The sequence below is a fragment of the Sphingobium indicum B90A genome, assembly GCF_000264945.2.
GTDB lineage: Bacteria > Pseudomonadota > Alphaproteobacteria > Sphingomonadales > Sphingomonadaceae > Sphingobium > Sphingobium indicum.
On record NZ_CP013070.1, the window covers coordinates 578,133 to 591,676 of the forward strand.

11 protein-coding genes are annotated in these 13,544 nt (G+C 65.9%); 6 read left to right on the forward strand and 5 right to left on the reverse strand.

Annotated features, from left to right (window positions below; translation table 11 throughout):
* Window positions 1–5: 5 nt before the first annotated feature.
* Window positions 6–1,406, forward strand: a complete 1,401-nt coding sequence (gene lpdA, locus SIDU_RS02965; protein ID WP_007684287.1) for a dihydrolipoyl dehydrogenase — start codon at window positions 6–8, stop codon at window positions 1,404–1,406.
* A 206-nt stretch (window positions 1,407–1,612) separates the two neighbouring features.
* Here the strand turns inward: lpdA and SIDU_RS02970 are convergent, their stop codons facing one another.
* The 3 genes from SIDU_RS02970 to SIDU_RS02980 form a co-directional block, all read right to left on the reverse strand.
* On the reverse strand, window positions 1,613–2,785 hold the full coding sequence (locus tag SIDU_RS02970; protein WP_007684288.1) for a GGDEF domain-containing protein: 1,173 nt from the start codon (window positions 2,783–2,785) through the stop codon (window positions 1,613–1,615).
* A gap of 140 nt (window positions 2,786–2,925) precedes the next feature.
* Window positions 2,926–3,687, reverse strand: coding sequence for an enoyl-CoA hydratase/isomerase family protein (locus tag SIDU_RS02975; RefSeq protein ID WP_007684289.1), 762 nt, complete (start codon window positions 3,685–3,687; stop codon window positions 2,926–2,928).
* On the reverse strand, window positions 3,684–4,352 hold the full coding sequence (locus SIDU_RS02980) for an HAD family hydrolase (protein ID WP_007684290.1): 669 nt from the start codon (window positions 4,350–4,352) through the stop codon (window positions 3,684–3,686). The genes SIDU_RS02975 and SIDU_RS02980 overlap by 4 nt, the downstream gene beginning before the upstream one ends.
* 160 nt (window positions 4,353–4,512) lie before the next feature.
* On the opposite strand from SIDU_RS02980, the gene glmU reads away from it, so the two are divergent.
* From glmU to glmS, 3 genes are all read left to right on the forward strand, one after another.
* Entirely contained in the window at window positions 4,513–5,805 is a 1,293-nt protein-coding gene (glmU, locus tag SIDU_RS02985; protein ID WP_233431892.1) for a bifunctional UDP-N-acetylglucosamine diphosphorylase/glucosamine-1-phosphate N-acetyltransferase GlmU, read from the forward strand.
* 56 nt (window positions 5,806–5,861) lie between these two features.
* Window positions 5,862–6,659: a metallophosphoesterase gene (locus SIDU_RS02990; RefSeq protein WP_050983537.1), complete on the forward strand. Its 798-nt coding sequence runs from the start codon at window positions 5,862–5,864 to the stop codon at window positions 6,657–6,659.
* A gap of 84 nt (window positions 6,660–6,743) precedes the next feature.
* Complete coding sequence (gene glmS / locus SIDU_RS02995; RefSeq protein ID WP_007684293.1) at window positions 6,744–8,567, forward strand: glutamine--fructose-6-phosphate transaminase (isomerizing); 1,824 nt, start codon at window positions 6,744–6,746, stop codon at window positions 8,565–8,567.
* 184 nt (window positions 8,568–8,751) lie between these two features.
* Here glmS and SIDU_RS03000 read toward each other — a convergent pair whose 3' ends face one another.
* Together SIDU_RS03000 and SIDU_RS03005 are read right to left on the reverse strand one after the other, a co-directional pair.
* A complete protein-coding gene (locus tag SIDU_RS03000) occupies window positions 8,752–10,362 on the reverse strand; it encodes a carbon-nitrogen hydrolase family protein (RefSeq protein ID WP_007684294.1) in 1,611 nt (536 codons plus the stop codon).
* A gap of 194 nt (window positions 10,363–10,556) precedes the next feature.
* The gene (locus SIDU_RS03005; RefSeq protein ID WP_007684296.1) at window positions 10,557–11,777 is read right to left on the reverse strand and encodes an NADP-dependent isocitrate dehydrogenase; all 1,221 of its coding nucleotides are present in this window, start codon (window positions 11,775–11,777) and stop codon (window positions 10,557–10,559) included.
* Between the two features lie 253 nt (window positions 11,778–12,030).
* On the opposite strand from SIDU_RS03005, the gene SIDU_RS03010 reads away from it, so the two are divergent.
* On the forward strand, window positions 12,031–12,765 hold the full coding sequence (locus SIDU_RS03010) for a phosphatidylserine decarboxylase (protein WP_007684297.1): 735 nt from the start codon (window positions 12,031–12,033) through the stop codon (window positions 12,763–12,765).
* Window positions 12,765–13,544, forward strand: a complete 780-nt coding sequence (locus SIDU_RS03015; protein WP_007684299.1) for a CDP-alcohol phosphatidyltransferase family protein — start codon at window positions 12,765–12,767, stop codon at window positions 13,542–13,544. Before SIDU_RS03010 ends, SIDU_RS03015 begins: the two co-directional genes overlap by 1 nt.

Consider the following 13,544-nt stretch of genomic DNA (forward strand, 5'->3'; position numbering starts at 1 on the left):
GAGAAATGGCAGACTTCGATTATGACGTTCTGGTGATCGGCGCCGGTCCGGGCGGCTATGTCGCGGCGATCCGCGCCGCGCAGCTTGGCCTCAAGACCGCCTGCGCCGAAAGCCGGGAGACGCTGGGCGGCACCTGCCTCAATGTCGGCTGCATCCCGTCCAAGGCGCTGCTGCACGCCTCGGAACTCTATGAGGAAGCCGCGAATGGCGCGCTCGCCAAGCTGGGCGTCAAGATCGACAAGATGAGCCTGGACCTCGACACCATGCAGGGCCAGCGCAAGGACGCGGTGAAGGGCCTGACCGGCGGCGTCGAATTTCTGTTCAAGAAGAACAAGGTCGACTGGCTGAAGGGGCTGGCGACCTTCACCGGCGCCAACACCGTGCAGGTGGCGGGCAAGACCGTCACCGCGAAGAATATCGTCATCGCCACCGGATCGTCGGTGACGCCGCTGCCGGGCGTGCAGGTCGACAATGAAGGCGGCAGGATCGTCGATTCGACCGGCGCGCTGGAACTGGACAAGGTGCCGGGCCATCTGGTCGTGGTCGGCGGCGGCGTCATCGGCCTGGAACTGGGCTCGGTATGGCGGCGCGTCGGCGCCAAGGTCACGGTGGTCGAATATCTCGACCAGATCCTGCCCGGCATGGACGGCGAAGTCCGCAAGGAAGCCAACAAGATCTTCAAGAAGCAGGGCTTCGAGTACAAGCTCGGCACCAAGGTCACGGGCGCGGAAGTCGGCAAGAAGGGCGTGACCCTGACCGTCGAACCCGCCGCCGGGGGTGCGGCCGAGAAGATCGAGGCCGATGTCGTGCTGGTGTCCATCGGCCGCCGTCCGAACACCGAAGGGCTTGGCCTCGACAAGATCGGCCTGGAACTCAACGCCCGCGGCCAGATCGAGACCGATCATGACTTCGCGACCAAGGTTCCGGGCGTCTGGGCGATCGGCGACGTCATCCCCGGCCCGATGCTGGCGCACAAGGCCGAGGATGAGGGCATCGCTGTCGCGGAGAATATCGCGGGCCTGACCGGCATCGTGAACCATGACGTGATCCCGTCGGTCGTCTACACCAAGCCGGAAATCGCGGGCGTCGGCCTGACCGAAGAGGCCGCCAAGGAGAAGGGCGCGATCAAGGTCGGCAAGTTCCCGATGCTGGCGAACAGCCGCGCCAAGACCAATCATGAGCCGGACGGCTTCGTGAAGATCATCGCCGATGCCGAAACCGACAAGGTGCTGGGCGTCTGGATCATCGCCACGGTCGCGGGCACGATGATCGCCCAGGCGGCGCAGGCGATGGAGTTCGGCGCTTCGAGCGAGGACATTGCCTATACCTGCCACGCCCATCCGACGCACAGCGAGGCGATCAAGGAAGCGGCCATGGCCGTGACGGGCAAGCCCATCCATATGTGATCTCTTCCCGCCCTGCGCGGGAATGAGATCGCGACAATGAAGAGGCCGTCCTTAGGGGCGGCCTTTTTCATGACGTTATGGATCATTGGGGTTATGCCGGTTAATTGAAGCACAGCTCGTTCCTGCGAAGGCGGGAATCCAGTTCCGGCGTCTGGACTGGGTTCCTGCCTTCGCAGGAACACGTTTCGGCCTGAACGGGGGAAGCGCTATCCGCTCCGGGCGCGTGACTTCAGGATGGCGGCGGGCGCATCCGGCACGGCGAGCGCCCGCCTTACGCAAACCCGATTGCGGCCATGCGTCTTGGCTTCATAGAGGGCCGCATCCGCTCGCGCGATGGCGTCGTGGATCGCGGCATCGCCGGGCTGGACGGCCGACAATCCGAAACTGGCGGTAAGGGGACGCGAAAGGCCGAGTTGGCTGGCGACCTCCCGCGCGACGCTCTCCCGAATGTCGTTGGCGGTCGTGGCGGCCCGGGCCGCATCGGCGTCGGGCAGGAACATTATGAATTCCTCCCCGCCGAAGCGGGCCGTGATGGCGTCGGCGGGCGCGAACTCCATCAATATCCGCGCCAGCGCGACGATCACGCGGTCGCCCAGCGCATGGCCGTGGGCATCGTTGATCGTCTTGAAATGATCGATGTCGCAGACGATCAGGCTGCCCTGCGTCGGCAGCTTGCGCGTTCTTTGGCCGATGGCGTCGTCAAAGCCGCGGCGGTTGAGCAGGCCGGAAAGGGGATCGTGCAGCGCGTCGCGCCGATAGCAGGCGAGCAGGTCGAGCATGTTCGCCGCCAGCGCCGCCAAGGCCAGGAACAGGCCAAGCACGCAGGCCAGCGCCTGCATCAGAAAGGCATAGTCGCTGTTCAGGAAACTGTCGCTCGACAGCGTCAGCGGCACGGTGCTGCCGCGCATCAGATTGTCCAGCGCGACCAAAGCCGCCGCGCCGAACAGGGCGCCGTCCGACCAGTTGTCCAGGCGATCCCTGCCGGCGATCAGCGGCAGGCCGATCAGCAGGAAACAGCCGAAATCGGACGACACCAGTTCGAAGGGCAGGTTGTCCAGCAAGAGGGACATGGCGCACAGCAGCACGGACAGCGCCCAGATCGCGATCCGCGCCCGCAGCAGCCAGTTGGGTCGCCAGCGTTCCAGCAGGGCCTGGCTGAACAGCAGGAATCCGCTGGCGAACAGCAAATCCGCCACAAAGCCCCAAAGGGGCGTCGGCAGCAGCGCGAATCCCGCCGGCACCGCAAAGCCGCCCGCTACGCAGAGATAGGCGGCGCTCCAATATCCGGCCGCCCTTATGCCCAGGGTCCAGACGAAGGCGAAAACCACGCCGAAACTTGCCATCATGACGGGCAGGAAGAAGGCGAAATTTTCTCCCACGCTTATTGTGCCTGTTCCTCTTTTCGGGGGCGATCCGGCGCGGCGTCCCTATGGGGCGACGGGTAAAAGCCGATCCTTAACAAATACTTCCATATCGGGTGAGATGTTCATCCGATATGGATGAAGCTGCGGCGAGCGGGTCAGAAGCAGGGACGACGCTTGTCGCGGAAGGCCTGCACGCCCTCCCGGAAGTCGGGCAGGGTGAAGGCGTCCCGGAACATGGCCAGCGTTTCCTCGTCGTCGTCCACCTGCCCATCCAGGATGCGGCGGATGATCGCCTTCGACGAACGGATCGAATGCTGGGCATTGGCGGCAATACTTTCGGCCAGTGCCATCGCCGCCTCCAGCGGCGCAGGCGAAATCTGGTCGATCAGGCCGATGGCCAGCGCCTCCTGCGCATCGTGCAGCGCGGCGGTGAACAATATGCGCTTGGCCCGCGCCGGTCCGACCAAATCGACCAGCAGCTTGGTGTCGAACAACCCATAGACGATGCCCAGCCTGGCCGGGGTGATGCCCAGCCTGGCAGCGGGGGAGGCGATGCGCAGGTCGCAGGCGATGGCCAGCCCGCATCCGCCGCCGACCGCGTCCCCGTCTATCGCCGCGATCACCGGCTTTTCGGCATGGGCCAGGGCATATTGGGTGGCGCGGATCGCGGCCTGATTGGCGACGCGCCACTCCTCATCCCCCGAACAGCGCGCAAATTCGTGGATGTCCGCCCCCGCGCAGAACAGGCCGGGCGTCGCCGAGGACAGGATCAGCACGCGGATCGCCTCGTCCGCCATCGCCTCCTGCACCAGACGCGGCAATTGTTCCCACATCGCCTGGTTCATGGCATTATGCTGCCGGGGCCGGTCGATCAGCAGCGTGGCGACCGCGCCCTCCCGTTCCAGCCGCAACGTCATGTCGGCCAGCCTCCCAGCAGCGGCACCAGATCGTCATAATGGTGGATGACGGCGTCCGCCTCCAGCTCCTCCACCGGCCCGTCGAGGAAGCCGAAGCTGACGGCGATGCTGGGGATGCCCGCATTGCGCGCGCCTGCAATGTCGTTGATCGTGTCGCCCAGGAAGATCGTCCGCCCGCCGCCAGCGCGCTCGATCATGGCGTGGATCGGCGCGGGATGGGGCTTGGCGATGCCCACCGTGTCGCCGCCGACGACGCTGGCGAAACGGTCCGACAGGCCGATCTGGTGCAGCAGCGGAATGGTGAAACGCTCCGCCTTGTTGGTGCAGATGGCCAGCTTCACGCCCGCCGCCTCCAGCGCGTCCATCGCCGCGATCAGGCCGGGATAGGGCAGGGAATGGATCGCCAGATTCTGCTCATAATAGTCCAGCAGGATCGGCAGCATCCTTTCCAGCATCGCCTCGTCATAGCCGCCCGAAGCGTCCAGCGCCCGCTGGAGCATCACCTTCGCTCCCTTGCCGACGAAGGGATGGATCGCCTCGACCGGAAAGGGCGGCCGCCCGTCAGTGGCGATGGCGTAATTGACCGCCGCCGCCAGGTCGCCGCTGGTGTCGAGCAGGGTGCCGTCAAGGTCGAAGCCGACAATGTCGAAGGGAATGGAAACCATGCCCGGCTCATGCCGCCTGGGTAGTGGCAAAGGCAAGTCAAACATGGCAGAGAGCGCTCAGATTCTTGGCCCTTTCGTGAAGGATGCCCCCGTGACCTCCAGCCGCTCCCCCGCTCGCCCCGTGGCCGTGATCATCCTTGCCGCCGGGCAGGGCACGCGCATGAAGTCGGCCAGGCACAAGGTTCTGCACCCGATTGCGGGGCGGCCGATGCTGCTCCACCTGCTCGCCAGCGTGGCGGAGCTGCAGCCCGAACGGCAGGTCGTGGTGGTCGGCGCCGGGCGGGAGCAGGTGGAAAGGGCGGTGGAGGGCAGCGGCGCCGTCATCGCCGTGCAGGAACAGCAGCTGGGCACCGGCCATGCCGTGGCGCAGGCGCATGACGCGCTGGCCGGTTTCGCGGGCGACATATTGATCCTCTATGGCGACGTGCCGCTGGTGCGCGCCGAAACGCTGCGGAGCATGCTGGACCGCCTGAACTGGGGCGACGAACCGCGCGCCGTGGTGCTGGGCTTCCGGCCGGAGGATGCCGCCGCCTATGGCCGGATCATCGCCCGCGACCAGGGCGTGATCGAAAAGATGGTCGAATATAAGGACGCCAATGCGGAGGAGCGGGCGGTGACGCTCTGCAATTCGGGGCTGATGGCGGTGCGCTCCACCGACCTGTTCGTGCTGCTTGACCAGATCGGCAATGATAATGCAGCGGGCGAATATTATCTTCCCGACATCGTCATGCTGCCCGGCGCGCAGAGCGCGGTGATAGAGGCGGAGGCGTGGGAAGTGGCGGGCGTCAACAGCCGCGCCGAACTGGCGGGGGTGGAGGCCGTCTGGCAGGACCGCCGCCGGGCCGAGGCGATGCGCGATGGCGCGACGCTGATCGCGCCGGAAACCGTGTTCTTCTCCCATGACACGCTGCTGGGCCGCGACGTGACGATAGAACCCCATGTCGTCTTCGGCCCCGGCGTCAGCGTGGCGGACGATGCGACCATCCACGCCTTTTCCCACCTGGAGGGCGCGACCGTGGGCAAGGGCGCGGACATCGGCCCCTATGCCCGGCTGCGTCCCGGCGCGAAGATCGGCGCCAAGGCCAAGGTCGGCAATTTCGTCGAGGTGAAGAAGGCCGAACTGGGCGAGGGCGCCAAGGCCAACCACCTGTCCTATATCGGCGACGCCAGCGTGGGGGCGGGGGCCAATATCGGCGCGGGCACCATCACCTGCAATTATGACGGCTTCTTCAAATATCGGACGGAGATCGGCGCGGGCGCCTTCATCGGCTCCAACAGCGCGCTGGTCGCCCCAGTAAAGATCGGCGACGGCGCCATCGTCGCGGCGGGCAGCGTGGTGACGCAGGCGGTGGAGGCCGACGCGCTCTGCCTCGTCCGGCCGAAGCAGGAGGCGAAACCCGGCTGGGCGGCGCGTTTCCGGGCGCGGATGCAGGCGCGCAAAGCCGCCAGGTGACGGCCTTCTTCCGAAGGCGGCGCTGGTTGACCGCGCTGCTGGTCCTTTCGCTCCTCATGGTGGGAACGGCCGCCTGGCTCTTCGCCAATGCGCGGGCGATGCCGGTCGTGCGGCGGCTGGACGTCGCGCTGCCCTTTCCGGCGGATGCGCCGCGCCGCCCGGTGACGGTGGCGCTGCTGACCGACAGCCATTTGTCCGGTCCCGACAACAGCCCGGAGCGGATGGCGCGCATCGTCGCCTTGGTGAACGGCCTCCGGCCCGACCTGATAGTGCTGGGCGGCGACTATATCGGCGACGACAAGGGCGGCGCGACCTATGACCCGGCGCGGAGCATCGCCCCCTTCGCCGCCCTGCGCGCCCCGCTGGGTGTGGTGGCGGTGCTGGGCAATCATGACGCGCGCAAGCATGCGGGGATCAGCCGCCGCGAATGGGGCGATCTGTTCGCCCGGATCGGCATCCGCCTGCTCGACAATCAGGCGGTGCGGCGGGGGCCGCTGGCCGTCGGCGGACTGCGCGACATCTATACCGGGCGGCCCGACATCCCCAGGACGCTGGACGCGATGCAGGCGCTGGGCGGCGCGCCGCTGATGCTGTCCCATGGGCCGGACGCGTTCCCGCTGCTGCCCGACCGGCCGATGCTGACGCTGGTGGGGCACACCCATTGCGGGCAGGTGGCCCTGCCCTTCGCGGGCATCGTCTATGTGCCCTCGCGCTACGGCACCCGCTATGCCTGCGGCGCATATCGGGAAGGGCAGCGGACCCTGGTCGTGTCGGCGGGCCTGGGCACCAGCGGCCTGCCGATCCGCATGCTTGCACCCCCGGAGGTCTGGCTGGTTAATATTCGTCCACGTTGATGCGGTACCCCTGTCGTCCGCCGCATGATCGTGGCATAGGCGGCATAAGCATAGAGTTTTCACGGGCTTTGGGACTGACTATCCATGTGCGGCATCATCGGAATCATCGGCAAGGGCGACGTGGCGGAGCGGCTGGTCGAGGGGCTCAAGCGCCTCGAATATCGCGGCTATGACAGCGCGGGCGTCGCCACCGTCCATGACGGCCGGATCGACCGACGCCGGGCGGAGGGGAAGCTCGCCAATCTGGTGAAGGAACTGGAGGCCGCGCCCCTGCCGGGCACCACCGGCATCGCCCATACCCGCTGGGCCACCCATGGCGCGCCGACGACCAGCAACGCCCACCCCCACGCCACGAAGGAAGTGGCGCTGGTCCACAACGGCATCATAGAGAATTTCAAGCCGCTGCGCGAGGAACTGACGGCGCGGGGCCGCGTGTTCGACAGCCAGACCGATACGGAGGTCGTCGCCCATCTGGTGAGCGAACTGGTGGAGCAGGGCGCATCCCCGAAGGACGCAGTGGCGCAGGTGCTGCCCCGCCTGCACGGCGCCTTCGCGCTGGCGATCCTGTTCCGCAGCCATCCGGAAATCCTCATCGGCGCGCGCCTGGGTTCGCCGCTGGTGGTGGGCTATGGCGAGGGGGAGACCTATCTCGGCTCCGACGCGCTGGCGCTGGCGCCGCTGACCCAGCGCATCGCCTATCTGGAGGAAGGCGACTGGGTCGTCATCACCCGCGACGGCGCGGAGATTTTCGACAAGGACAATAATCCCGTCGAACGCCCCGTCACCATCAGCGGCGTGACCGGCGAACTGATCTCCAAGGGCAATCACCGCCACTATATGCTCAAGGAAATCTACGAGCAGCCGGTGGTCGTCGCCCAGACCCTGCGTTCCTATCTGCGCCGGATGGAGGACCAGGTGTCGCTGCCGATCCCGGATTTCGACCTGGGGTCGATCCGCCGCGTCACCATCGTCGCCTGCGGCACCAGCTATTATGCGGGCATGGTCGCCAAATATTGGTTCGAACAGTTCGCCCGCGTCCCCGTCGACATCGATGTGGCCAGCGAGTTCCGCTACCGCGCCCCGGTGATGGAGGAGGGCGGCCTGATGATCGTCATCAGCCAGTCGGGCGAGACCGCCGACACGCTGGCCGCGCTGCGCCACGCCCGTGCCGAGGGGCAGAAGATCGCCGCCGTCGTCAACGTCCCCACCAGCACCATGGCGCGGGAGGCGGACCTGCTGCTGCCGACCAATGCCGGGCCGGAAATCGGCGTGGCGTCGACCAAGGCTTTCACCTGCCAGCTAGCGGTGCTGGCGGCGTTCGCGGCGAACCTGGCGCGGGCCAAGGGGCGGCTGGATGCGAAGGCGGAGAAGGAACTGGTCCGCCACCTGTCCGAAGCGCCTGCCGCGCTCAACGGCGCGCTGGCCTATGACGAATCCATCGAGGGGATGGCGCACCTGATCGCCGGGGCGCGGGACGTGCTCTATCTGGGGCGCGGTCCGGACTATCCGCTGGCGCTGGAAGGGGCGCTGAAACTCAAGGAAATCAGCTATATCCATGCCGAGGGCTATGCCGCGGGCGAGATGAAGCACGGCCCCATCGCGCTGATCGACGACAAGGTGCCGGTCATCGTGCTGGCGCCCAGCGGGCCGCTGTTCGAAAAGACCGTCAGCAACATGCAGGAAGTGCAGGCGCGTGGCGGCAAGGTGGTGCTGATCTCAGACTATGACGGCGTGCAGGCGGCGGGGGAGGGCTGCATGGCGACCATCACCATGCCCAAGGTCCACCCGCTGATCGCGCCGATGGTCTACGCCGTGCCGGTGCAGTTGCTGGCCTATCATGTGGCGGTGGCCAAGGGCACCGACGTCGACCAGCCAAGGAACCTCGCCAAATCCGTCACGGTGGAGTGAGGCGGGTGGCTTAAATCCTCCCTACGCGCAGCGTGGGGAGGGGGGCCGCTCGCGAAGCGAGTGGTGGAGGGGAGCGCCCGCAGGGCGCCGGAGGTCGCGCCCGATTCCCCTCCACCACGCTTCGCGCGGTCCCCCTCCCCATCTTTCGATGGGGAGGATTAGAAAAGTCGGCAATCCACCCCCATCACCCACCCCCAGGCGCATTATGCCCGCCCGCCGGCACCGGCCCCCCGCTCGGCGCATGGGCATGGTCGGGATTGCTGTCCCAGTCGATATGATAGAGGTCGAACCGCCGGTCGCGCAGGTTGCGCACTGTGCCCTCCGCCCGCGCCCAGCTCAGGTCGGCCAGGTTCACGTCCGCCATGGTCAGCGTCTCGACATTCTCCGTCGATTCCGCCGCGATCCCGTCCCGCGCGAAGGGCAGGTCGCAGGGCGTCAATATCGCGCTCTGGGCATATTGAATGTCCATATTGTCGACGTTCGGCAGGTTGCCGACATTGCCCGACATCACGACGTAGCATTGATTCTCGATCGCCCGCGCCTGCGCGCAATAGCGCACCCGCATATAGCCCAGCCGCGAGTCGGTGCAGAAGGGCACGAAGATGATCCGCGCCCCCTGGTCCACCAGCCGCCGCGCCAGTTCCGGAAATTCGCTGTCATAGCAGATCAGCACGCCGATCGGCCCGCAGTCCGTCTGGATCACGTCCAGCGAATCCCCGCCCTTGATGTTCCACCAGAAGGCTTCGTTGGGCGTCGGGTGGATCTTCTCCTGCGTGTGCAGCGATCCGTCGCGCAGGGCGACATAGGCGATGTTCTGAATGTCGCCATCCTCGGCCCGCGTCGGGTGGGAACCGCCGATGATGTTGATATTATATTCCAGCGCCATCCGCTCCAGTTCGCGGGTCAGGCGCGGGGTATAGCCGGTCAGCCTGTCGATGGCCTCCGTCGGGGAGAGCTTCTTCGTCTCGTAGGAAAGCAGCGGCAGGGTGAAGAGTTCGGGAAAGACGATGAAGTCCGACCGATAATCCGCCGCGACGTCGACGAAATATTCGATGTTGCGGATGAATTCGTCGAAATCCTGCACGGCGCGGGCCTGCAACTGGCAGGTGGCGAGGCGGACGCTCTCCACCCCGCGCGGTACCCGCATTTCCGGCGCTTCGTCGGGATCGACATAGGGATTGCGCCACACCAGATGGGCGGCGTGCCCGTCGGACTGCCTGTCCTCCGGCAGGTAATTTTCCAGCACGCCCAGCGGCTCAAACTGGTTCTTGAGCTGGAAGCTGATCACCTGGTCGCGCAGCTTGCCGTGCACCACCTTTTCCAGATAATCGGCCGGGCCGTCGACGCGCCGCCGGGCGCGGGCATAGCCGGGCATGCGCCCCGCGATGACGATGCCGTGCAGGTCCAGTTCCTCGGCCAGCTCCTTGCGCTCGTCATAGAGGCGCTGGCCGATCCGCAGCCCGCGCAGCTTCGGGTCCACGGCCATCTCATAGCCATAGAGCCACTCGCCCGCCGCGCTATGCCGCGTGCCGAAGCCGTTGGCGGTGATCTCCTCCCAGTCATGGGCGGAAAAGGCCATGCTCTTGCTGACCCGCATGGTCGCGCAATAGCCCACGATTTTGTTGTCATAGAGGGCGACGAAGCAGCCGGTCGGGAAATTGTTGATCTGGCCGCGCAGCGTGGCCAGCGAATAATTGGGCATTCCGGGATAGACGCGGGCGATCAGCCGCTGGATTCCGCGCACGTCCGCCGGGACCGCCGCCCGAACCTCCAGGCGCTTCTTGGTTGTCGTCATCTGGTCGCCTCCTGGTGTAATCGCCGTTCGTTTCGAGCGAAGTCGAGAAACGTCATACGCAAAACGTTTCTCGACTTCGCTCGAAACGAACGGATGGCAGATTGCCCGGATATGGAAAAGGCGACGCCGGGATGCGGCGCCGCCTCGTTCCGTTACCGTATTGAACCTAGGAAGTGCGGATCAGTTCCAGAAGCTTATTTCCACTGACCCATGGCTTCTTCCAGGTTCACGCGGATCGCCTCGAAGAACTGCTCGGTGGTCATCCACGCCTGTTCCGGACCGATCAGCAGGGCCAGATCCTTGGTCATCGCGCCGCTTTCGACGGTTTCGATGCAGACCTTCTCCAGCGTTTCGGCGAATTTGGTGACTTCCGGCGTCTCGTCGAACTTGCCGCGATAGGAAAGGCCCTGGGTCCAGGCGAAGATCGAGGCGATCGGGTTGGTCGAGGTCGCCTTGCCCTGCTGGTGCTGGCGGTAGTGGCGGGTGACGGTGCCGTGCGCGGCTTCGGCCTCGACCGTCTTGCCGTCGGGCGAGAGCAGGACGGAGGTCATGAGGCCCAGCGAGCCGAAGCCCTGCGCCACCGTATCCGACTGGACGTCGCCGTCATAATTCTTGCAGGCCCAGACGAACTTGCCGCTCCACTTCAGGGCGGACGCGACCATGTCGTCGATCAGGCGATGTTCGTACACCGCGCCCACCGCCTTGAACTGGTCGGCGAATTCATTGTCGAACACTTCCTGGAACAGATCCTTGAAGCGGCCGTCATAGGCCTTGAGGATGGTGTTCTTGGTCGAAAGATACAGCGGCCAGCCCCGGCCCAGCGCATAGTTCATGCTGGCGCGGGCGAAATCGCGGATCGAATCGTCCAGATTGTACATGCCCATGGCGACGCCGGAGCTGGGGAAGTTGAACACGTCCTTCTCGATCTTCTCGCCATTGGCGCCGTCCCACACCATGCGCAGCTTGCCGGGGCCGGGGACCAGGAAATCGGTGGCGCGATACTGGTCGCCGAAGGCGTGGCGGCCGATGACGATGGGGTCGGTCCAGCCGGGGACCAGGCGGGGCACGTTGCGGATCACGATGGGTTCGCGGAACACCACGCCGCCCAGGATGTTGCGGATCGTGCCGTTGGGCGACTTCCACATTTCCTTCAGGCCGAATTCCTCGACGCGGGCTTCGTCCGGGGTGATGGTGGCGCATTTCACGCCGACGCCATGCTCCTTGATCGCGTTGGCGGAATCGATGGTGATCTGGTCGTTGGTCTCGTCGCGCTTCTCGACGCCCAGGTCGTAATATTTGAGGTCGATGTCGAGATAGGGGAGGATGAGGCGCTCGCGAATCCACTGCCAGATGATCCGCGTCATTTCGTCGCCGTCGATCTCCACGACGGGGTTCTTCACCTTGATCTTAGCCATAGCGCCTGTTCCGCTTTCTTCGTTCGGGTGGAATTTGGGTCCGCACTAGGCAAAGCGGCGGCAATGTTCAACCGGCTGTGTGCGGATTCGACCGGAAATGAGCAGTCTTGGCCCCAACTTCCCTGCTCTTGCGAAGCAGGAGCAACTATAGGTCTCGACCGGATGCCCCCTCGCTTGGGTCGGGATCATTTCATGACCCTCCCGCCAGCATCGGACGTTGTCACTCCAACCGACTGTGCCTAAAGACGATGCCATGGAAAATGACGAACTGACCGTCGCGCTGGGCGGCAATGTGAAATGGCGCTTCCCTTCGGTGCATCCGGAGGGGGTGAAATTCGGCCTGATCGCGGCGGCCATCACCGCGCTGCTGTTCCTGGTCGGCTGGGAAGTGCTCGGCTGGCTGATGGTGATGGCGACGATCTGGGTGCTGGCCTTCTTCCGCGATCCGGTCCGCGCCGTGCCGCAGGACGAGCGCGCCATCGTCGCGCCCGCCGACGGGCTGGTGACGCTGATCCAGCGGGTGCCGCCGCCGCGCGAGATGGCGGGGCCGGACGGCCTGGGCGACCAGCCCATGATCCGGGTGTCGATATTCATGAGCGTGTTCGACGTGCACATCAACCGCACGCCCATCGGCGGGACGGTGAAGTCGGTCGTCTATATTTCCGGCAAGTTCCTGAACGCCGACCTCGACAAGGCGAGCGAGGATAATGAGCGGCAGCATATCCTGGTCGAACGGCATGATGGCGTGCGCATCGGCTTCACCCAGATCGCGGGCCTTGTGGCGCGGCGGATCGTGCCCTTCGTGAAGCCGGGCGACATGGTCGCCGCCGGGCAGCGCATCGGCCTGATCCGCTTCGGTAGCCGGGTCGACGTCTATCTGCCCGCCGGAACCGCGCCCCGCGTCGTGCTGGGCCAGCGCACCGTCGCGGGCGAGACGATCCTGGGCCAGATAGGCGACATGCGGGTGATTTCGGGGATTCAGCAATAATGCGACGGCGGCGCGCCATTCCGCGAGGCCTGCGCCGGGGGATCACCCTGCGGATGGTGGCGCCCAACGCGGTGACGGCGATGGCGCTGTGCTTCGGCCTGACCGGCGTGCGCTACGGCATTTCAGGGGAGTGGGAGAGGGCCGTGCTCTCCATCCTGATTGCCGGAGTGCTGGACGGGCTGGACGGCCGCATCGCCCGGCTGCTGCGGGGCGAGAGCCGCTTCGGCGCGGAACTGGATTCGCTGTCGGACTCCATCGCTTTCGGCGTGGCGCCCGCATTGGTCCTCTATCTCTGGTCGCTCCACGCCATGCCGAAATTCGGCTGGATCTTTGCGCTGGCGCATGCGCTGTCCTGCGCGCTGCGGCTGGCGCGGTTCAACGCCAATATCGATGCGGACGTGCAGCCGCACAAATCGGCCGGTTTCCTGACCGGCGTTCCCGCGCCCGCCGGGGCCGGGCTGGCCTTCGTGCCGCTCTATCTCTGGCTGGTGACGGGCGAGCCGCTGTTCCGCGCATGGTATGTGGTGGCGCCCTGGGCCGGCTTCACCGCCTTCCTGATGATCTCCAACATCGCGACCTATAGCTGGTCGGCGCTGCGCCTGCGCAAGCGCATCAGGCTGGAGGCGATTGCCCTCGCCGGATTGCTGGCCGCGCTGCTGATCACCGATCCCTGGCTGACGCTGCTGGCCCTGTGCGCCTTCTACCTCGCCCTCATCCCCTTCGGCATGCTCTCCTACGCCAGGGTGCGGCGGCAGCGGGCGGGCGAGGAGACGGCCTGA

What these genes read in the sequence shown, in the direction of transcription:
- lpdA (WP_007684287.1), top strand. Translation starts at nt 6, where the DNA reads ATGGCAGACTTCGATTATGACGTTCTGGTGATCGGCGCCGGTCCGGGC.
- SIDU_RS02975 (WP_007684289.1), bottom strand. Translation starts at nt 3,687, where the DNA reads ATGACGTTGCGGCTGGAACGGGAGGGCGCGGTCGCCACGCTGCTGATC.
- SIDU_RS02980 (WP_007684290.1), bottom strand. Translation starts at nt 4,352, where the DNA reads ATGGTTTCCATTCCCTTCGACATTGTCGGCTTCGACCTTGACGGCACC.
- glmU (WP_233431892.1), top strand. Translation starts at nt 4,513, where the DNA reads ATGAAGTCGGCCAGGCACAAGGTTCTGCACCCGATTGCGGGGCGGCCG.
- SIDU_RS02990 (WP_050983537.1), top strand. Translation starts at nt 5,862, where the DNA reads ATGGTGGGAACGGCCGCCTGGCTCTTCGCCAATGCGCGGGCGATGCCG.
- glmS (WP_007684293.1), top strand. Translation starts at nt 6,744, where the DNA reads ATGTGCGGCATCATCGGAATCATCGGCAAGGGCGACGTGGCGGAGCGG.
- SIDU_RS03000 (WP_007684294.1), bottom strand. Translation starts at nt 10,362, where the DNA reads ATGACGACAACCAAGAAGCGCCTGGAGGTTCGGGCGGCGGTCCCGGCG.
- SIDU_RS03005 (WP_007684296.1), bottom strand. Translation starts at nt 11,777, where the DNA reads ATGGCTAAGATCAAGGTGAAGAACCCCGTCGTGGAGATCGACGGCGAC.
- SIDU_RS03010 (WP_007684297.1), top strand. Translation starts at nt 12,031, where the DNA reads ATGGAAAATGACGAACTGACCGTCGCGCTGGGCGGCAATGTGAAATGG.
- SIDU_RS03015 (WP_007684299.1), top strand. Translation starts at nt 12,765, where the DNA reads ATGCGACGGCGGCGCGCCATTCCGCGAGGCCTGCGCCGGGGGATCACC.